At 72.4% G+C, this 18,936-nt stretch carries 17 protein-coding genes; 15 read left to right on the top strand and 2 right to left on the bottom strand.

Features of this window, described 5'->3' with window-relative positions; genetic code table 11:
• Positions 1–243: 243 nt before the first annotated feature.
• The 3 genes from cdgB (at position 244) to ACFYYN_RS29205 (ending at position 3,956) form a co-directional block, all read left to right on the top strand.
• Positions 244–1,890, top strand: a complete 1,647-nt coding sequence (gene cdgB, locus ACFYYN_RS29215) for a diguanylate cyclase CdgB (protein WP_500330202.1) — start codon at positions 244–246, stop codon at positions 1,888–1,890.
• A 134-nt stretch (positions 1,891–2,024) separates the two neighbouring features.
• The gene (locus ACFYYN_RS29210) at positions 2,025–3,218 is read left to right on the top strand and encodes a sensor histidine kinase (protein ID WP_499513212.1); all 1,194 of its coding nucleotides are present in this window, start codon (positions 2,025–2,027) and stop codon (positions 3,216–3,218) included.
• Between the two features lie 42 nt (positions 3,219–3,260).
• Positions 3,261–3,956 (top strand): response regulator, encoded by a 696-nt coding sequence (locus tag ACFYYN_RS29205; RefSeq protein WP_500548130.1) that lies wholly within the window; start codon positions 3,261–3,263, stop codon positions 3,954–3,956.
• A gap of 474 nt (positions 3,957–4,430) precedes the next feature.
• Here the strand turns inward: ACFYYN_RS29205 and ACFYYN_RS29200 are convergent, their stop codons facing one another.
• A complete protein-coding gene (locus ACFYYN_RS29200; RefSeq protein WP_500438280.1) occupies positions 4,431–5,564 on the bottom strand; it encodes a threonine aldolase family protein in 1,134 nt (377 codons plus the stop codon).
• A 102-nt stretch (positions 5,565–5,666) separates the two neighbouring features.
• Between ACFYYN_RS29200 and ACFYYN_RS29195 the strand changes: the two genes are divergently transcribed.
• The 11 genes from ACFYYN_RS29195 (at position 5,667) to ACFYYN_RS29145 (ending at position 15,412) form a co-directional block, all read left to right on the top strand.
• Complete coding sequence (locus tag ACFYYN_RS29195; protein ID WP_500548129.1) at positions 5,667–6,602, top strand: Rossmann-like and DUF2520 domain-containing protein; 936 nt, start codon at positions 5,667–5,669, stop codon at positions 6,600–6,602.
• The gene (gene panC / locus ACFYYN_RS29190) at positions 6,599–7,453 is read left to right on the top strand and encodes a pantoate--beta-alanine ligase (protein WP_500548128.1); all 855 of its coding nucleotides are present in this window, start codon (positions 6,599–6,601) and stop codon (positions 7,451–7,453) included. The genes ACFYYN_RS29195 and panC overlap by 4 nt, the downstream gene beginning before the upstream one ends.
• Complete coding sequence (locus ACFYYN_RS29185) at positions 7,450–9,180, top strand: L-aspartate oxidase (RefSeq protein WP_500548127.1); 1,731 nt, start codon at positions 7,450–7,452, stop codon at positions 9,178–9,180. Before panC ends, ACFYYN_RS29185 begins: the two co-directional genes overlap by 4 nt.
• Positions 9,177–10,187 carry a carboxylating nicotinate-nucleotide diphosphorylase gene (gene nadC / locus ACFYYN_RS29180; RefSeq protein ID WP_500548126.1) on the top strand — a complete coding sequence of 337 codons (1,011 nt, stop codon included), beginning with the start codon at positions 9,177–9,179 and terminating at the stop codon, positions 10,185–10,187. Before ACFYYN_RS29185 ends, nadC begins: the two co-directional genes overlap by 4 nt.
• Positions 10,187–10,984 carry a type III pantothenate kinase gene (locus tag ACFYYN_RS29175; protein ID WP_499513219.1) on the top strand — a complete coding sequence of 266 codons (798 nt, stop codon included), beginning with the start codon at positions 10,187–10,189 and terminating at the stop codon, positions 10,982–10,984. The genes nadC and ACFYYN_RS29175 overlap by 1 nt, the downstream gene beginning before the upstream one ends.
• Positions 10,985–11,089: 105 nt before the next feature.
• On the top strand, positions 11,090–11,764 hold the full coding sequence (locus ACFYYN_RS29170; RefSeq protein ID WP_499513220.1) for a hypothetical protein: 675 nt from the start codon (positions 11,090–11,092) through the stop codon (positions 11,762–11,764).
• A gap of 111 nt (positions 11,765–11,875) precedes the next feature.
• Positions 11,876–13,591, top strand: a complete 1,716-nt coding sequence (locus ACFYYN_RS29165) for a hypothetical protein (RefSeq protein WP_500548125.1) — start codon at positions 11,876–11,878, stop codon at positions 13,589–13,591.
• A 137-nt stretch (positions 13,592–13,728) separates the two neighbouring features.
• Positions 13,729–13,917, top strand: a complete 189-nt coding sequence (locus tag ACFYYN_RS29160; RefSeq protein WP_500367481.1) for a hypothetical protein — start codon at positions 13,729–13,731, stop codon at positions 13,915–13,917.
• Positions 13,918–13,972: 55 nt separating this feature from the next.
• Positions 13,973–14,377 (top strand): BlaI/MecI/CopY family transcriptional regulator, encoded by a 405-nt coding sequence (locus tag ACFYYN_RS29155; RefSeq protein WP_499513223.1) that lies wholly within the window; start codon positions 13,973–13,975, stop codon positions 14,375–14,377.
• Between the two features lie 9 nt (positions 14,378–14,386).
• A complete protein-coding gene (locus ACFYYN_RS29150) occupies positions 14,387–14,905 on the top strand; it encodes an amino-acid N-acetyltransferase (protein ID WP_431962047.1) in 519 nt (172 codons plus the stop codon).
• Between the two features lie 165 nt (positions 14,906–15,070).
• Positions 15,071–15,412, top strand: a complete 342-nt coding sequence (locus ACFYYN_RS29145; protein ID WP_499513224.1) for a histone-like nucleoid-structuring protein Lsr2 — start codon at positions 15,071–15,073, stop codon at positions 15,410–15,412.
• Here the strand turns inward: ACFYYN_RS29145 and ACFYYN_RS29140 are convergent.
• Positions 15,343–15,870 carry an SCO3374 family protein gene (locus ACFYYN_RS29140; RefSeq protein ID WP_499513225.1) on the bottom strand — a complete coding sequence of 176 codons (528 nt, stop codon included), beginning with the start codon at positions 15,868–15,870 and terminating at the stop codon, positions 15,343–15,345. The genes ACFYYN_RS29145 and ACFYYN_RS29140 overlap by 70 nt on opposite strands.
• 432 nt (positions 15,871–16,302) lie before the next feature.
• On the opposite strand from ACFYYN_RS29140, the gene ACFYYN_RS29135 reads away from it, so the two are divergent.
• Complete coding sequence (locus ACFYYN_RS29135) at positions 16,303–18,819, top strand: ATP-dependent Clp protease ATP-binding subunit (RefSeq protein WP_499513226.1); 2,517 nt, start codon at positions 16,303–16,305, stop codon at positions 18,817–18,819.
• Positions 18,820–18,936: the final 117 nt, after the last annotated feature.

Genomic DNA, 18,936 nt, shown 5'->3' with positions numbered 1-18,936 from the left:
CCGGTCGTACGACCCCCGCTCACCTGCTCGATTGTGTTCAATGGGTGAAGGCGGAACACCGGCCTGCTCTACGCTGCGTGATCGGAACACGACAATCGGATGTGACTTGAGTCACAAGGGGCATGAATTGTTGACCCTGTGTACCGGTCGAACTGCTCGCTGTGATTCAGTTGCGGTGGGAATTGGACCACAACGGACCACAAGCAGTCTCAGGAGTTGTCGTCGAGGGCCCGGGGAGAGCGCATGGACACCGAGTCGGAGCCGTATGTCCGTCTCGCGACCCTGCGCCAGGTGCACCAGGTCGTGGCCGACCTCAACTGCGCGCGCAGCCTCGCCGACACCCTGCAGGCCGTGGCCGACGGCGTCGTCAAGGGCCTCGGCTTCGAACTGGCCGTGGTCAACCTCGTCCGCCCGGACGGTGACCTGGTGGTCGCCGCCGTCGCAGGGAGCGCCGCCGCGGAGGCCCTGATGGCCGGCCGGGTCGGCTCGCGCGCCTCCTGGGAGCGCCGGCTCACCATGGGGGAGCGCTGGGGCACCCTGCGCTTCATACCCCACCACGAGGGCTGGGTCCTGGACGGCGACGACGTCCCCAGCTGGCCCGGCGACGGCCCGCCGCCCCGCTTCCCCGACGAGTGGCACCCCGAGGACCGCCTCCTCGCCCCCATGTACGCCAACCCGGCCGGCGGGGGCGAACTGATCGGCGTCATCTCCGTCGACCGTCCCGTGGGCGGCCGCCGGCCCGGCCCCTGGGGCCGCGAGGCGTTGCAGATGTACGCCTTCCAGTCCGCCATCGCCATCAGCAACGCGCGTCTACGTGCGAACATGCAACGCGCCCTGGTCCGTCTGGAGCGCGAGCAGCAGGCGCTGCGGGCCAGCGAGGAGAGCTTCCGGCAGGCCTTCGAGTACGCCCCCAGCGGCATGGCCATCGCCGAGATGGGCGGAGACCAGCACGGCAAGCTGGTCCGCACCAACGACGCGCTGTGCCGGCTGCTCGGCCGCCCGGCCGCGGTGCTGCGCCGCCACTCCTTCTCCGACCTCGTCCACCCCGAGGACGTCGGCGTCCTGCTGCGCACCAGCGCCGAGGGCGGCCGCGCCGAACTGCGGCTGCAGCGCCGCGACGGCAGTTACGTGTGGGTCAACCTGCGCAACTCCGTCGTCGCCGACACCGCCGACGGGCCGCGCTTCCTGCTCACCCACGTCGAGGACATCGAGGAGCGCAAGGGCCGCGAGATCGCCCTCGCCCACCGCGCCAGCCACGACTCGCTCACCGGCCTGCCCAACAGCGCCGAACTGCGCGCCCGGCTGTCCGGCAAGATCTGCGCCCGTCCGCAGGCCCCGGACGCCGACGGACACACCGCCGCCCACGCGGGCACCGACGAGTTCGCCTACACCTACGACTACGACCCGATCGAAAGCGCAGCCCGGCTGTCCGGCTTCGACCACCACACCCACACCGTCGCGCCCTCCGACGACGCGGACGGCGGCAAGGGCCTGGCCGTGCTCTTCTGCGACCTGGACGGCTTCAAGTCGATCAACGACCGCTTCGGCCACCACACCGGAGACGCCGTGCTCATCGAGGTCGCCCGCCGCCTCACCAGCGCGGTACGCGACGGCGACACCGTGGCCCGGCTGGGCGGCGACGAGTTCGTCGTCCTCGCCGACGGCCTCGGCCGGGAGGACGCCGAGGACCTCGCCGTCCGCCTGCGCAACGCGATCATCCCGCCGATCCGCTTCGAGGGCCGCGCGGTCCGGGTCGGGGCGAGCTTCGGCATCGGCTGGGCCGGCTGCGGCATGACCGCGGACGAGGTGCTGCAATCCGCGGACCAGCGCATGTACATCGAGAAGCGCTCCCGCAACGGCACCCGCAGCCACCGCCGCGCCGCGGGCTGACCGTACGGGGGACGCACCCCTGGCGGCCCGCTGGCCTCATCCTCGGCGGAGGGCGCGCGTCCACCCTGGGGAGTACCCCGGATCGCTCCTCCGGTTGACTCCCGCACGCATCCGGGATGCCTACGCTGGGTTACGTGCAGCGTCTCTACGATTTCCTCCGCAGGCACCCGACCTGGGTCGACGGCTTCTGGGCCCTCGTCCTGCTCGGGTTCTCCTCCCTGTGGATCGTCGCCGACGAGCTGCACGCGCACTCCCGGGTCGCCGCCGTGCCGCTGGCGCTCGCGCTGTCCGCCGTGGTCGCGCTGCGCCGCCGCATGCCGGAGAAGATGCTGCTGCTCGCCGTCCTCGTCGGGGCGCTCCAGCTGCTGCTGGACGTCCAGGTCAACCCCGGCGACTTCGCCATGCTGGTGATCATCTACACCGTCGCGGCCAACGGCGCCCGCTGGGCGTCCCGGCTCGCCCTCGCCGGCGGCCTGGTCGCCTCCACCATCTCCACGCTGCGCTGGCCCAACGAGACCGAAGGCCAATGGGCCGACGCCGTCTCCGCCGTCTTCCTCGCCGTCCCCTTCCTGCTCGCCTGGGTGATCGGCGACAGCCTCCGTACCCGCCGCGCCTACTACGCCGAGCTGGAGGAACGCGCCGCCCGCCTGCAGCGCGAACGCGAGGCCCAGTCCAAGGCCGCGGTCGCCGCCGAACGCGCCCGGATCGCGCGCGAACTGCACGACGTCGTCGCCCACAACGTCTCCGTCATGGTCGTCCAGGCCGACGGCGCGGCCTATGTGCTGGACGCCTCCCCGGAGCAGGCCAAGCAGGCACTGGAGACCATCTCCACGACCGGCCGCCAGGCGCTCACCGAGATGCGCCGCCTGCTCGGGGTGCTGCGCGCCGGCGACGACGGGGGCGGCGAGTACGTGCCGCAGCCCGGCGTCGACCAGCTGACCGACCTCATAGAGCAGGTCCGGGGCGCCGGCCTGCCGGTCGCCTTCGAGGTCGAGGGGGAGTCCCGGCCGCTCGCCAGCGGCGTCGAGCTCACCGCTTACCGCATCGTGCAGGAGGCGCTCACCAACACCCGCAAGCACGGAGGGCCCGAGGCGCGCGCCAAGGTCCGGCTCACCTTCGGCGACGGCGACCTCAGCCTCCTCATCGAGGACGACGGCCGCGGCGCCCAGCAGGAGCTCTACGAAGGCGGCGGCGAGGACGGCCAGGGTCAGGGCCTCATCGGCATGCGCGAACGCGTCGGCATGGTCAGCGGCACCCTGGACGCCGGGCCGCGCCCCGGCGGAGGCTTCCGGATCAGCGCCGTGCTCCCGGTGAAGGCTTCCCGCTAGCGGGAAGCGAAGACGACACAAGAGGGAAAGAGGACCGGACCCATGGCGATCCGCGTGATGCTCGTCGACGACCAGGTGCTGCTGCGCACCGGCTTCCGCATGGTGCTGCAGGCCCAGCCCGACATGGAGGTCGTCGCCGAGGCCGGGGACGGCGCGGAAGCCGTCGCGACCCTGCGCACCACCCCGGTGGACGTGGTCCTCATGGACGTCCGCATGCCCCGCCTGGACGGCGTCGAGGCCACCCGCCAGATCTGCGGCGCCCCCGACCGCACCCCCGACGACGGCGGGCCCCGCGTGCTCATCCTGACCACCTTCGACCTCGACGAGTACGCCTTCTCCGCGCTCAAGGCCGGCGCGAGCGGCTTCATGCTCAAGGACGTGCCCCCGGACGAGCTGCTCACGGCGATCCGCGCCGTCCACAGCGGCGACGCGGTCGTCGCCCCCAGCACCACGCGCCGCCTGCTCGACCGCTTCACGCCGCTGCTGCCGAGCACGAGCCAGCCGACGCACAAGGAGGTGGACCGGCTGACGGACCGCGAGCGGGAGGTGCTGCTGCTGGTCGCCCAGGGGCTGTCGAACGGGGAGATCGCGGCGAAGCTGGTGCTCAGCGAGGCGACGGTGAAGACGCACGTCGGGCGCATCCTCACGAAGCTGGATCTGCGGGACCGGGTGCAGGCGGTCGTCCTCGCGTACGAGACGGGGCTCGTCCGCGCCGGCAGCGCCGGCGGCGCCGCCTGACCCGTGTTTCCGTGTGCGGCGCCGTTGTGGTTGCGGTTGGGGTTTCCGGCGCGGTCACCTGGTTGCGGGTCGGCCGCTCGCCGGAGGCTGGGGGCACCCCCAGCGGTAGCTGGGGGAGGGCTGGCGCAACCCCACAACGGCGCCGCACCTGCCGGTGCCCACGGTCTCGTCGGCGTGTGCACGCCGGTGGGTGGGGGTGTGCCAACCCGTTCCGCCTTGCGGAACGACTTCCCACAACCCCCACCTCGTCAGGCCGTCATGCGCCCATACGACGGGAGGGGGTGTGGCGGGGTGCGCCCATGGGGGTCCCCCCGGCCGAAGGCTGGGGGAGTGCGCCGGCGCGGCCCCGACCCAGGCACACGATGCGCAGGCCCGCACCGACCGCGCCGGGCAATCGGGCGGGAGGGCGGGTGGACGCCCGCCGCAGGCGCAAACAACCGGCACACAAAAACCCGGGCAGCCCGGCGCAGCCGGTCAGGCGGTGCCGCGGGCGACGTCCACGAGACGGAGGAAGTCCGCGACGGCGTCGCCCACGGCGGCAGGGTCCCATTCGAGCGCGGACGCCCCCACCGTGACCTCCGTCATGGCGACCCCTGGCACTTCCGCCTCCGCCCAGCGGCCGAAGAGCGCCGTCTTGGTCTCCTCGGCCTGCCGCACCGCGGCCTCGTTGAGGAGGTCCGCGGACTCCGCCAGCCACACCTGGAACTGGTGCGTGTGCGGTACGTCCGGGTGCACCCGGACCCAGCCCGCCCCTGCCGCGAGCGCGTCCCGCAGGGCCGCCGCGACGACCTTCGCGTGGGCCACGTACTCCGGCAGGCGCGGCAGTTCGTGGTCGAGCCCGTCGAGCGCCGCCAGCACCGCCGGCCACTGCTGGAAGACCAGCCCGCCGTAGCGGTGCCGCCAGGTGCGCGCCTCGGCGGCGAGGTCGGCGGGGCCGGCCAGGGCGGCGCCGGAGATGCCGCCGAGGGACTTGTAGAAGGAGACGTACACGCTGTCGGCGAGCCCCGCGATCTCGTCCAGGGGCTGCCCGAAGTGCGGCGGGCACTCCCACAGGCGGGCGCCGTCGAGGTGGACGACGGCGTCGCGCTCGCGTGCCGCGGCCACGGTGGCGGTGAGTTCGTCCCAGGTGGGGAGGACGAAGCCGGCGTCCCGGAGCGGCAGCTCCAGCATGAGCGTGCCGAAGGGCTCGTCCATGCCGCGCACCTCGTCCGCGTCCGGTATGCGGCGGGCCGTGGTGGGGTGGACGGTCCGCAACCCGCTCAGCGCGGACAGCGCGCCGCGCTCGTGCACCTCGGGGTGGGCCAGCGGGTGCAGCGCGACGACCGGGTTGCCGGTGCGTCCCGCCCAGCAGCGCAGGGCGACCTGCTGGGCCATCGTGCCGGTGGGGAACCAGACGGCCTCCTCCGTGCCGAGCAGCCCGGCCACCCGGTGCTCCAGTTCGTCGACGATCCCGTCGCCGTACGTGTCCACGGGGCCGTCCAGGCCGTCCCGTCCGGCCAGTGCGGCCAGCCGTTCGCGCATCGTGGGGGGCTTCCCGTAGGACAGCACGCGGTCGCAGGAGCGTACGGCGGCGATACGCCGCGCCTTCTCGTCATCGGCAGAGGTCATGGACCGATCCTGCCGCCCCGGAGGGCCCCGGGAAACATTCGCGTAGCATTGACGAGAACGTCCGGTACCCCCGTGAGGACTGGAACGGAAGGCCAGCGCAGCGTGAACGCATCGCACACCCCGGGGCCCCTGCCCCCCGACGTGGAGGCCCGCCCCGCGCGGCTCACGGTCGGCGTCGTCGGCGCGGGGCGGGTCGGTACCGCGCTCGCGGCCGCGCTGAAGCTCGCCGGGCACCACCCGGTCGCGGCGTCGGGTGTGTCCGACGCCTCACGCCGCCGTGCCGCCGCCCTGCTGCCCGACGTGCCGCTCGTGGAGCCGGCCGAGGTGCTGGCCCGCTCCGAGCTCGTCCTGCTGACGGTGCCGGACGACGCGCTGCCGGGGCTGGTGGCCGGCCTCGCCGAGACCGGGGCCGTACGGCCGGGCCAGCTGCTGGTGCACACCTCGGGCCGGTACGGCACCGGCGTGCTGCAGCCGGCCCTGCGCGCGGGCGCGCTGCCGCTGGCCCTGCACCCGGCGATGACCTTCACCGGCACCTCCGTCGACGTGCAGCGGCTGGCCGGCTGCTCCTTCGGCGTCACGGCACCCGCGGAGCTGCGGATGGCGGCCGAGGCCCTGGTGATCGAGATGGGCGGCGAGCCCGAGTGGATCGAGGAGTCGGCGCGCCCGCTCTACCACGCGGGCCTGGCGATCGGCGCGAACCACCTGGTCACCCTGGTCGCCCAGTCCATGGAGCTGCTGCGCGCCTCCGGCGTCGCCGAACCCGGCCGCATGCTGGGCCCGCTGCTCGGCGCGGCCCTGGACAACGCCCTGCGCTCCGGTGACGCCGCCCTCACCGGCCCGGTCGCCCGCGGCGACGCGGGCACGGTCGCGGCGCACCTGGCGGAGCTGCGCCGGCAGGCGCCGGAGATGGTCGCCCCGTACGTCGCGATGGCCCGCGCCACGGCGGACCGCGCCCTGGCGGGCGGGATGCTGAAGCCGGAGTTCGCGGAGGCGCTGCTGGGCGTCCTGGCGGACGGCGCCGAGGGGGGAAAGCGATGACCAGGCTGGTGCACACCGCGCGCGAGCTGCGGTCGGCCGTCGAGGGCCGGCCCGGCGAGGTCGGGGTCGTCATGACCATGGGCGCGCTGCACGAGGGGCACGCGACCCTCGTGCGCACCGCCCGCGAGCGGGTGGGGGACGGCACCGTCGTCGTCACCGTCTTCGTCAACCCGCTGCAGTTCGGGCCGGACGAGGACTTCGACCGCTACCCGCGCACCCTCGACGCCGACGTCGAGACCGCCGGGCGGGCCGGCGCCGACCTCGTCTTCGCGCCCGCCGTCGACGAGGTCTACCCCGGCGGGCAGCCGCAGGTGCGGATCAGCGCCGGGCCGATGGGCGAGGGCTACGAGGGCGCCGTGCGCCCCGGCCACTTCGACGGCATGCTGACCGTCGTCGCCAAGCTGCTCCACCTGACCCGGCCGGACGTCGCCTTCTACGGCCAGAAGGACGCCCAGCAACTGGCCCTCATCCGCCGCATGGTGACGGACCTGAACTTCCCGGCCGAGATCGTCGGTGTGCCCACGGTCCGCGAGCCGGACGGCCTGGCCCTGTCCAGCCGCAACCGGTACCTCTCCGACGGCGGCCGCGGGACCGCCCTCACGCTCTCCCGCGCCCTGTTCGCCGGGCGCGACGCGCTGGACGACGGGCCGGAGGCCGTACGGGCCGCGGCGCGGACGGTGCTGGAGAAGGGCGACGGCCTGGCGGTGGACTACCTCGCCCTGATCGACCCGCGCGACTTCACCGAGGCCGCCCCCGGCCACACCGGGCCGGCGGTGCTCGCGGTCGCCGCCAGGGTCGGCACGACCCGGCTGATCGACAACATCCCCCTGGAGTTCGGAGCCCGCCGATGAGCGGCACAGGTACAGGCATACGGCTGCACTCCCCCGCGCCCGGCTGGGCGCACGAGGCGGACGTGGTGGTGGTCGGCTCCGGCGTCGCCGGGCTGACGGTGGCGCTGCGCTGCGCCGCGCAGGGCGCCAAGGTCACCGTCGTCACCAAGGCCCGGCTCGATGACGGCTCCACGCGCTGGGCGCAGGGCGGCATCGCCGCCGCCCTCGGCGAGGGCGACACCCCGGAGCAGCACCTGGACGACACCCTTGTGGCGGGCGCAGGCCTGTGCGACGAGGAGGCGGTGCGCACCCTGGTCACCGAGGGCCCCGACGCCGTCCGCCGGCTGATCGCGACGGGCGCGCACTTCGACACCAGTGAGGCCACCGGCGAGATCCTGCTGACCCGGGAGGGCGGTCACCACCGGCGCCGGATCGCCCACGCGGGCGGCGACGCGACGGGCCTGGAGATCTCCCGGGCGCTGATCGAGGCCGTGCGCGAGGCCCGGATCGAGTTCATCGAGAACGCGCTCGTGCTCGACCTGCTGACCGACGCCGAGGGCCGTACCGCGGGCGTCACCCTGCACGTCATGGGCGAGGGGCAGCGTGACGGCGTCGGCGCCGTGCGGGCCCGCGCCGTGGTGCTGGCCACCGGCGGCATGGGGCAGGTCTTCTCGGCCACGACCAACCCGGCGGTGTCCACGGGCGACGGGGTGGCGCTCGCGCTGCGTGCCGGCGCGGAGGTCTCGGACCTGGAGTTCGTGCAGTTCCACCCGACGGTGCTCTTCCTCGGCGCGGACGCGGAGGGACAGCAGCCGCTGGTCTCCGAAGCCGTGCGCGGGGAGGGCGCGTACCTCGTGGACGCCGACGGGGTGCGCTTCATGCAGGGGCAGCACGAGCTGGCCGAGCTGGCGCCGCGCGACATCGTCGCCAAGGGCATCACCCGCCGCATGCAGGAGACCGGCACCGAGCACATGTACCTCGACGGCCGGCACTTCGGAGCGCGGATGTGGGAGCAGCGGTTCCCGACGATCCTGGCCGCCTGCCGCGCCAACGGCATCGACCCGGTCACCACGCCGATCCCGGTGGCGCCCGCCGCGCACTACGCCTCCGGCGGCGTCCGCACCGACCTGCACGGCCGCACCACGGTGCCGGGCCTGTACGCGTGCGGCGAGGTCGCCTGCACGGGCGTGCACGGCGCCAACCGGCTGGCGTCCAACTCCCTCCTGGAGGGGCTGGTCTTCGCCGAGCGCATCGCCGCCGACATCGCCGAGCACCCCGCGGCCCCCGGCGCCCCGGTGGTTCCCGAGCCCGGCCGTTCCCCGCTGCTGCCCTCCGAGGCCCGCTTCGCGATCCAGCGGATCATGACGCGCGGCGCGGGAGTGCTGCGCAGCGCGGACAGCCTGGAGGGCGCGGCGACGGCGCTGAGCCGGATGTACGCCGACGCCGAGGAACTGCTGGAGCGCGACGGCAAGACCGCCGAGCCCTGCGTGGAGACCTGGGAGGCGACCAACCTCTGCCTGGTCGCCCGGGTCCTGGTCGAGGCGGCCCGCCGCCGTGAGGAGACCCGCGGCTGCCACTGGCGCGAGGACCGGCCCGGGCGCGACGACGGGAACTGGCGCCGGCACATCGTCGTCCGGCTCCCCGCCGGTGGTGCGGGGCTGCCCGCGGCACCCACTAGTCTCACCATCCGCACCACCCCCACAGCGGACTTCCCCTCGACCCGTCCTGGAACGGAGCACCTGCGATGAGCACGCCCGACCTCCCCCTCCTGCAGATCGGCGGCGCCGGCGGCGGTGGCTGCGGCGACGGCTGCGGCTGCGGTTCCGGCGACGAGTACGCGCACGACCCGAGCGAGTGCGGTCTCGACCCCGACCTCGCGCAGCTGCTCGTCGACGCCGGGCTGGACCCGGTGCTGGTCGAGGACGTCGCGCACATGGCCATCGAGGAGGACCTGGACGGCGGGGTGGACGTCACCACCGTGGCCACCATCCCCGAGGACGCCCTGGCCACCGGTGACTTCACCGCGCGCGAGGCCGGTGTGGTCGCCGGGCTGCGGGTCGCCGAGGCGGTCCTGTCCATCGTGTGCACCGACGAGTTCGAGGTCGAGCGGCACGTCGAGGACGGCGACCGGGTCGACGCGGGTCAAGTGCTGCTCTCCGTGCGCACCCGTACGAGGGACCTGCTGACCGCGGAGCGCAGCGCGCTCAACCTGATGTGCCGGCTGTCCGGGATCGCCACCACCACGCGCCGCTGGGCCGACGCGCTGGAGGGCACCAAGGCGCAGGTCCGCGACACCCGGAAGACGACCCCGGGCCTGCGCGCGCTGGAGAAGTACGCGGTCCGCTGCGGCGGCGGCGTCAATCACCGCATGTCGCTGTCGGACGCGGCCCTGGTCAAGGACAACCACGTGGTCGCGGCGGGCGGCGTGGCGGCCGCCTTCAAGGCCGTCCGCGAGGAGTTCCCCGAGCTGGCGATCGAGGTCGAGGTCGACACCCTGCACCAGGTCCGCGAGGTCCTGGAGGCGGGCGCGGACCTGATCCTGCTGGACAACTTCACCCCCTCCGAGACGGAGGAGGCGGTCGCCATCGTCGCGGGCCGCGCCCTGCTGGAGTCCTCCGGCCGGCTCTCCCTGGACAACGCCCGGGCCTACGCCGCGACCGGCGTCGACTACCTCGCCGTGGGCGCCCTGACGCACTCCTCGCCGATCCTCGACATCGGGCTGGACCTGCGGTCCGAGGGGTCGGAGCGGGACTGATGCTTCTCACCATCGACGTCGGCAACACCCACACCGTCCTGGGGCTGTTCGACGGGGACGAGATCGTCGAGCACTGGCGGGTCTCCACCGACGCGCGCCGCACGGCGGACGAGATGGCCGTCCTGATGCAGGGCCTGATGGGCATGCACCCGCTGCTCGGCGAGGAGCTGGGCGACAACATCCACGGGATCGCCATCTGCTCCACCGTCCCCTCGGTGCTGCACGAGCTGCGCGAGGTGACGCGCCGTTACTACGGCGACGTGCCCGCGGTCCTCGTCGAGCCCGGAGTCAAGACCGGCGTCCCGGTGCTCACCGACAACCCCAAGGAAGTCGGCTCCGACCGGATCATCAACTCCCTCGCAGCCGTCCACCTCTACGGCGGGCCGTGCATCGTGGTGGACTTCGGCACGGCCACCACCTTCGACGCGGTCACGACGCGCGGCGAGTACGCCGGCGGCGCCATCGCCCCCGGCATCGAGATCTCCGTGGACGCCCTGGGGGCCCGCGGCGCCCAGTTGCGCAAGGTGGAGCTGACCCGCCCGCGCAGCGTCATCGGCAAGAACACCATCGAGGCCATGCAGTCCGGCATCCTGTACGGCTTCGCCGGCCAGGTGGACGGCGTGGCCGAGCGGATGGCGCGGGAGCTCGCCGACGACCCGGACGACGTCACGGTCATCGCCACCGGCGGGCTGGCGCCGCTGGTGCTGGGGGAGTCGGCGGTCATCGACGTCCACGAGCCCTGGCTGACCCTGATAGGCCTCCGGCTGGTCTACGAGCGGAACGTATCGACGACCTGACGGCCCGGCGGCCGACGGCCCGGCAGGCGCACGGGGGAGGCACGCGGCGCGCCCGGCCATATCTGGTTACGCGTATTTTGTTCGCTTAGTACGTAAAGTCAGACCATGCCCACGCCACACGGGTCCCGAGGCGGAATGGCGTTCAGCGCGGATGAACTGCGCGTGCTCCGGCGCGCCCTCTCAGCGGCCCTCCAGTCCAGCACCATGATCCCCACCCCCGACGAGGTCAGGGACTATCTGCGCCTCGCCGAGGACATCGACGAGGCGGCCCGCGAGGGCGGGCGGCTGCGGACCTTCCAGCTCGCGGAGCTCGCCCGGTACCGGGCGGCGCTGCCGGGCAGCGCCGCCGGCTACCTCGAGCGGCTGACGGGCGCGCTCGACACCGGTTACGTGCCCCTGCCGGACGACCTCGCCGCGCTGCGCCGACTGCACGACGCGCCGTGCACGGACGCCGAGGCGCACCGCAGGCGGGCCGTGCTGCGCCGCTGCGAGCACCTGGCGGAGCTCGACGTGCGCGCCCGCCTGGAGGCGCGCATCCCCGCTCCCTCGCAACCCTGCGGCACGCCCTCCACCGGCAGGGCCCGGCTGCGCGCGCTGCCGGGCGGGCGGGCGGCCTCCGACGATCCCAAGCCGGGCCCCAAGCCCGAGCCGAAGACGCCCCCCGCCGAGCCGGCCGCGCCGGACCCCGGTGAGGAGAAGCGCAAGGTGCCCACGCCGGCCGAGATCTTCCCGCCGCGCCGCCGCACGCCGCCGCCCCCCGAGGAGCGGGCCACGGGTTGACACCGGGTCACCGCACAACCTTCCGGAGACGTCACGGGTCCTTCCCGTGACGTCTCCCGTGCGTTCGCGGGTGCGCCACCTGACCGTCGACTTCCTCAGGGGGAACCCGGCATGAGACTCACCCGGCTCGCGGTGTGCACCGCGGCCGTCGTCATGACCGCGACGGCGGGATCCGCCGTCATCGCGGGCGCGGCCTCGGCCGCGCCCCTCAGAGCCGAACTGCACCTGACCGCACCCGGCGACGTCGGGGTGGCGGCGACGAGCACCGCGTACAAGACGTTCGAGATCACCGCCCTGGTCCAGCGCTTCGACGACGGGCAGGTGCCGGAGCCCGCCCACGAGGTCGTCGTCACCATGGACCTCGCCGCCCTGGCCGGCGTCGTGGACGTGGCGCTCCCCGCGCACCTGTGCGCCACCTCGGGCACCACGGCCACCTGCTCCCTGGGCACGGTCGACCACACCGGCACCGCGATACCCGTGAGGATGCGGGCCGCCTCCGGCTCCAGGACCGACGACGCCGCGACGCTGCGCTACTCGGTGAGCGCGAAGGACGCCAGGCCGGATCCCGACAGCATGACCGCCACCCGGATCACGGTCGGCAGCGGCCCGGACCTCGTCGTGCCGAAGTCGTCCACCGTCTCCGACGTACGGCCCGGCGACACCCTCGACCTGCCGGTCGTCATCGCCAACGTCGGTGACCGGCCCACCCGCGGCGGCGTCTCCGTCCTGGTGCGGACCAATCTCACCCGCTCCTTCGGCACGGGCCTGGTGATGGCGGACGACTTCGGCAACTGCCGCCACGCCCCGGTGGGCCAGCCGGAGGACGCCTTCGTCTGCCACTTCGCCACCGACATCGCCCCGGGCGAGGTGTGGGAGCTCGCGAAGCCGCTGAAGATCGAGGTCGAGTCCGGCGCCGCCGACGGCAGGGTGGGCTACCAGGCCGACCTGATCGGCGGAAACCTCGACGACGACGCACAGCTCGGCACCCCCGGCACCGGGGCCCCGCTCACCCTCGTCCGCAAGACGTCCGCCCCGGCGGCCGAGGACACGCGCGGTCCCGGGACGGCGGCCCGGAAGTCCGCCGCGCAGGAGGGCTGGGACGTCGACTACACCGACAACCTCGGCGGCCTGAACATCAAGATGTACGACCCCGAGGGCCCGGCCCCCGGCCACCGCGGGGCGGACCTGGTCGCGATCGGGGACACGGTCCGGGCGACGGTCGGCGACCGGACGAAGGCCGTCGTGGGCCTGCGCAACGAGGGCGACGAGGCCGCGCGGGCACGCGGCACCAGCGGGACCGGGCCGGCCACCTGGGTCGCGGTGGAGATCCCCCGCGGGGTGCGGGTCACGGCGCGCGACGGCGCCTGCAAGCTGACCACGAACGCGGACTGGGACGACTACCCGGGCGGCGTCACCTTCGGCGACGACCCGCAGGACGTCGCGCCCGTGCCGACCGGGACGATCTACTACTGCCACACCCGGCACTCGATCGAGCCCGGCACCTCCCAGACCTTCTCCTTCACCCTGGTTGCGGACCGGGCACTGGACGGGGCCACCGGCCTGGTCTTCGCGGCCTCGGACTACGGCGTCGACCGCAAGGGCCAGAAGAACAACGCGGGCGTCCTCACGGTCACGGCCAAGGCGCCGTCCGGCCCCGGCGGGAGCACCTCGGGTGGTTCCGGCGTGGTTCCGGCCGGCGGGACGGGCTCCCTCGCCGCCACCGGCGCGGGGCCCGTACGTCCCCTGGCGGCCGGCTCTGCGGCCTGCGCCGTCCTGGGTGCCCTCCTGGTGGCGGCGGTCCGCCGCAGGGCGCGTACGGGCGCGTAGCCGCCCCTCGGTGACGAAGCCGTGGCCCCGGCCCGCGACGACGCGGGCCGGGGCCACGGCTTCGCCCGACCGGGGGACACGTCCCGCGGTGGTGGTCCGCCGCGGGGCGCGCCAGGGGGCGTGGCTACCCTGGTGCCATGGACTACGTCTCCGCGCTCGTGCCCCCCACCGTGATGGCCATCGCGTTCACCTTCCTCATCCGGACGCTGATCAGGAGCCAGGGCGGGGTCAACAAGGCCAAGGAGGACGCGGTGGTCGACGCCGCGCTGTCCGGCGCGCAGCCCCCGGCCCAGCGGTCGGGCGGCATCGAGAAGCCCCGGGTATGACCTCGGGATTTCCGGCATTCCGGGCATTGCGCCCGTAAGCAACTAGTATTCGGGTGTGCCCCGTCCATTGGGAGACCTCGAAGACGCCGTGATGAGCCGGGTGTGGCGCTGGAACCGCCCGGTGACGGTGCGCGAGGTGCTGGAGGATCTCCGCCGGGAGCGCTCGATCGCGTACACGACGGTCATGACCGTAATGGACAACCTTCATCAGAAGGGCTGGCTCCGGCGGGAAGCCGAAGGACGCGCCTATCGCTATGAGGCGGTTTCCACTCGGGCCGCTTACTCGGCGGCACTCATGCACGAGGCGTGGGCCGCCAGTGACAACCCCGCGGCGGCCCTTGTCGCCTTCTTCGGCATGATGTCGGCGGAACAGCGAGAAGCCCTCCGTGACGCAATGCGGGTGGTGCAATCCGCTGATCCGGGTGACCCCGGGGAGACGGGCGGATCGGACGGGCGATAGCGTCCGCACATGCGCGCCGCATCAAATGACGTCACCATCCGCCGGGCCAGGACGGCCGACGTGCCGGCTGTCCGGCGACTGCTCGACGCCTATGTCCGCGACCGCATCCTGCTCGACAAGCCGACGGTGACGCTTTACGAGGACATCCAGGAGTTCTGGGTGGCCGAACACGACCAGGACGCCGAGGTGGTGGCCTGCGGCGCATTGCACGTGATGTGGGAGGACCTCGCCGAGGTGCGCACCCTCGCGGTCGATCCGGCGCAGCACGGCAAGGGCGTCGGGCATCTCGTGCTGGAGAAGCTGCTGCAGACCGCGCGGTGGCTGGGAGTGCGGCGAATTTTCTGCCTCACCTTCGAAGTGGACTTCTTCGCGAAGCACGGCTTCGTGGAGATCGGCGAGACGCCGGTCGACGGTGATGTCTTCGGTGAGCTGCTGCGGTCAAAGGACGAGGGCGTGGCCGAGTTCCTCGACCTCGAACGAGTGAAACCGAACACCTTGGGCAACAGCCGGATGCTGTTGCATCTGTGAGGCTGCCCACGGCGTCCGTCCGGCACAACAGTATGTCCGAAACGTTCCCGCGGAAGACCGCGGGGATGGTGGCCGGCCGGGAGCAGTTCGGGCAAGGGGTTTGAGTTTTCCGGGAAAAGGCGGTTTGCTTTTACCGGTTATCCGTATTCGATGAAAGGGAAGCCGGTGGCACAGAAGGTTCAGGTCCTTCTTGTTGACGACCTCGACGGCGGCGAGGCGGATGAGACCGTGACGTTCGCACTCGACGGAGTGACGTACGAGATCGACCTCACCACCGACAACGCCGACAAGCTGCGTGGTCTCCTCGGCCCGTACGTGGACAACGGCCGCCGTACCGGTGGCCGCGCCGGCCGGGGCCGCGCCGCGAAGGGCGCCTCCCGCGGGGGCGCCGCGAGCCAGGACACCGCGAAGATCCGCGCGTGGGCCAAGGAAGAGGGTTACGAGGTCAACGACCGCGGCCGTGTCCCCGCGCAGATCCGCGAGGCGTACGAGAAGGCGCACGGCTGATCGGTCCGGGCGACACGCAGCCGGACCCGGTGGCAGGCGGTCGCGAGCGCGGAGACCAGGGCCGTCAGGCCCACGGTCCCTCCGGAGCGTCCGTCCGCCGCGGGGTTGGGCTGCGTGCCGAGCGTCATGGCGGGCAGGGAGAACGGCGCGCCGGCGTGGCGCCCGCCGTCCGGAACGGGCGGCCGGAGCCAGGCCTGCGCGCCGTCGTCGTAGGCGGCCTCCCGCCCGCACAGCGGTACGAGGTCGAGCGGGATGCCGCTCCACTCCAGCCAGTCCAGCAGGCCGGGCAGTTCCTCGGCGCTGCCCGGGGCGACGAAGAAGCGCATCCGGTACCCCGCCAGGGCGACCGGTCCCGTCCGGGGCGCCGGGAAGCGGCCGAGCACCTCGTGCCCCGCCTCCGCGGGGACGTCGAGGGCGTCCGCGTGTTCCAGGGTCGCCGGGACCCGTGAGGCCTGCATGCCCTGCGCAACGCTCCCCGGGGGTCCCGGGTTACGAGGCGGGTCACCGGGAGTGCCCGGCCGGCCGGTTCCCGTCACCCTCCGTGAATCCCCAGGACGCAAGCCTGTTCGCCTATAGCAGACAGCGGGCGTGCTCCCGGCATGGACTGTCCGTGCGGGCGGGTAAGAAATACCTAGTGGGAACGGACGACGGCCATGTCGGACAGGCGGGGCGTTCGCCCTCGGCGTACTGGATAAAGGGCTATCCGCCTGGCCTGCGGGAACATCGTCTCGCACCATCGGGTTGAGGCTGTTGTCGACGGCGCGGGGGTTAACGACCTCGCAAGGTGTCGACGGTTGAAGTGAGCTGCCCCGCTGTGCGGGACTAGCATGCGGAAGGACAGGGAGGGGACACGCCCCTAACTGCCCGACCGCTCTGAGGAGCGATTAACGATGTTCGAGAGGTTCACCGACCGCGCGCGGCGGGTTGTCGTCCTGGCTCAGGAAGAAGCCCGGATGCTCAACCACAACTACATCGGCACCGAGCACATCCTCCTGGGCCTTATCCACGAGGGTGAGGGTGTCGCCGCTAAGGCCCTGGAGAGCCTCGGGATTTCGCTCGAGGCGGTCCGCCAGCAGGTTGAGGAGATCATCGGACAGGGGCAGCAGGCCCCGTCCGGCCACATCCCCTTCACCCCCCGGGCCAAGAAGGTCCTGGAGCTGTCGCTCCGCGAGGCCCTCCAGCTCGGCCACAACTACATCGGCACCGAGCACATCCTGCTCGGCCTGATCCGCGAGGGCGAGGGCGTCGCGGCCCAGGTCCTCGTGAAGCTGGGCGCCGATCTCAACCGGGTGCGGCAGCAGGTCATCCAGCTGCTCTCCGGCTACCAGGGCAAGGAGGCCGCCACCGCAGGCGGTCCGGCCGAGGGCACCCCCTCGACCTCGCTCGTCCTGGACCAGTTCGGCCGCAACCTCACGCAGGCCGCTCGTGAGACCAAGCTCGACCCGGTCATCGGGCGCGAGAAGGAGATCGAGCGCGTGATGCAGGTGCTGTCGCGCCGCACCAAGAACAACCCCGTCCTCATCGGCGAGCCCGGCGTCGGCAAGACCGCCGTCGTCGAGGGCCTGGCCCAGGCCATCGTCAAGGGCGAGGTCCCGGAGACGCTGAAGGACAAGCAGCTCTACACCCTGGACCTCGGCGCCCTGGTGGCCGGCTCCCGGTACCGCGGTGACTTCGAGGAGCGCCTGAAGAAGGTGCTCAAGGAGATCCGCACCCGCGGCGACATCATCCTGTTCATCGACGAGCTCCACACCCTGGTGGGTGCGGGCGCCGCCGAGGGCGCGATCGACGCCGCCTCGATCCTCAAGCCGATGCTCGCCCGCGGTGAGCTGCAGACCATCGGCGCCACCACGCTCGACGAGTACCGCAAGCACCTGGAGAAGGACGCGGCCCTGGAACGCCGCTTCCAGCCCATCCAGGTCGCGGAGCCGTCGCTGCCGCACACCATCGAGATCCTCAAGGGCCTGCGGGACCGCTACGAGGCCCACCACCGCGTGTCCATCACGGACGCCGCCCTGGTGGCCGCGGCGACCCTCGCCGACCGCTACATCTCGGACCGCTTCCTGCCGGACAAGGCGATCGACCTGATCGACGAGGCCGGTTCCCGGATGCGCATCCGCCGGATGACCGCTCCGCCGGACCTGCGCGAGTTCGACGAGAAGATCGCCGACGTGCGCCGGGAGAAGGAGTCCGCGATCGACTCGCAGGACTTCGAGAAGGCCGCTTCCCTCCGCGACAAGGAGAAGCAGCTGCTCTCCGCGAAGACCAAGCGGGAGAAGGAGTGGAAGGCCGGCGACATGGACGTCGTCGCCGAGGTCGACGAGGAGCTGATCGCCGAGGTCCTGGCCACCGCCACGGGCATCCCGGTCTTCAAGCTCACCGAGGAGGAGTCCTCGCGTCTGCTGCGCATGGAGGACGAGCTGCACAAGCGCGTCATCGGCCAGAAGGACGCGATCAAGGCCCTCTCGCAGGCCATCCGCCGTACGCGGGCCGGTCTGAAGGACCCCAAGCGCCCCGGTGGATCGTTCATCTTCGCCGGCCCGTCCGGTGTCGGTAAGACCGAGCTCTCCAAGACGCTCGCCGAGTTCCTCTTCGGCGACGAGGACGCACTGATCCAGCTCGACATGTCCGAGTTCAGCGAGAAGCACACCGTCTCGCGGCTGTTCGGCTCCCCGCCCGGATACGTCGGCTACGAGGAGGGCGGCCAGCTCACCGAGAAGGTGCGCCGCAAGCCGTTCTCGGTCGTCCTCTTCGACGAGGTCGAGAAGGCCCACCCGGACATCTTCAACAGCCTGCTGCAGATCCTGGAGGACGGTCGCCTGACCGACTCCCAGGGCCGGGTCGTGGACTTCAAGAACACGGTCATCATCATGACCACCAACCTCGGCACCCGGGACATCTCCAAGGGCTTCAACCTCGGCTTCGCGGCCGCGGGTGACGTCAAGACCGGGTACGAGCGGATGAAGGCCAAGGTCGGCGAGGAGCTCAAGCAGCACTTCCGCCCCGAGTTCCTGAACCGTGTCGACGACATCGTGGTCTTCCACCAGCTCAGCGAGGAAGACATCATCCAGATCGTCGACCTCATGATCGCCCGGGTGGACGAGCGCCTCAGGGACAAGGACATGGGCATCGAGCTCAGCCCCGAGGCCAAGTCGCTGCTCGCCAAGCGTGGCTACGACCCCGTGCTGGGCGCCCGGCCGCTGCGCCGGACGATCCAGCGCGAGATCGAGGACGTGCTCTCCGAGAAGATCCTCTTCGGCGAGCTGCGCACCGGTCACATCGTGGTCGTGGGCACCGAGGGCGAGGGCGAGAACATCAAGTTCACCTTCCGGGGTGAGGAGAAGGTCGCCGTCGCCGACGCGCCTCCGGTCGAGGCGGCCGGCGGGCCGAACCTCAGCAAGGAAGCGTAACCGCAAGTAATCGCACAGCGATCCGACCCCGTCCGCACATTAGTGCGGGCGGGGTCGTTGCGTTTTGTGTTCCCCATGAACCCACCCTTGTTGCGCCGGTTGCATTTGTGGAAAGGT

Source organism: Streptomyces sp. NPDC001902 (genome assembly GCF_042891295.1).
GTDB lineage: Bacteria > Actinomycetota > Actinomycetes > Streptomycetales > Streptomycetaceae > Actinacidiphila.
Note: the sequence above shows the minus strand (reverse complement) of the source record. Positions and strands in the feature narration are given on the sequence as shown.

Coding starts and splice junctions, on each gene's coding strand:
- cdgB (WP_500330202.1), top strand. CDS start 244: ATGGACACCGAGTCGGAGCCGTATGTCCGTCTCGCGACCCTGCGCCAG.
- ACFYYN_RS29205 (WP_500548130.1), top strand. CDS start 3,261: ATGGCGATCCGCGTGATGCTCGTCGACGACCAGGTGCTGCTGCGCACC.
- ACFYYN_RS29200 (WP_500438280.1), bottom strand. CDS start 5,564: ATGACCTCTGCCGATGACGAGAAGGCGCGGCGTATCGCCGCCGTACGC.
- panC (WP_500548128.1), top strand. CDS start 6,599: ATGACCAGGCTGGTGCACACCGCGCGCGAGCTGCGGTCGGCCGTCGAG.
- ACFYYN_RS29185 (WP_500548127.1), top strand. CDS start 7,450: ATGAGCGGCACAGGTACAGGCATACGGCTGCACTCCCCCGCGCCCGGC.
- nadC (WP_500548126.1), top strand. CDS start 9,177: ATGAGCACGCCCGACCTCCCCCTCCTGCAGATCGGCGGCGCCGGCGGC.
- ACFYYN_RS29175 (WP_499513219.1), top strand. CDS start 10,187: ATGCTTCTCACCATCGACGTCGGCAACACCCACACCGTCCTGGGGCTG.
- ACFYYN_RS29170 (WP_499513220.1), top strand. CDS start 11,090: ATGCCCACGCCACACGGGTCCCGAGGCGGAATGGCGTTCAGCGCGGAT.
- ACFYYN_RS29165 (WP_500548125.1), top strand. CDS start 11,876: ATGAGACTCACCCGGCTCGCGGTGTGCACCGCGGCCGTCGTCATGACC.
- ACFYYN_RS29160 (WP_500367481.1), top strand. CDS start 13,729: ATGGACTACGTCTCCGCGCTCGTGCCCCCCACCGTGATGGCCATCGCG.
- ACFYYN_RS29150 (WP_431962047.1), top strand. CDS start 14,387: ATGCGCGCCGCATCAAATGACGTCACCATCCGCCGGGCCAGGACGGCC.
- ACFYYN_RS29140 (WP_499513225.1), bottom strand. CDS start 15,870: ATGCAGGCCTCACGGGTCCCGGCGACCCTGGAACACGCGGACGCCCTC.
- ACFYYN_RS29135 (WP_499513226.1), top strand. CDS start 16,303: ATGTTCGAGAGGTTCACCGACCGCGCGCGGCGGGTTGTCGTCCTGGCT.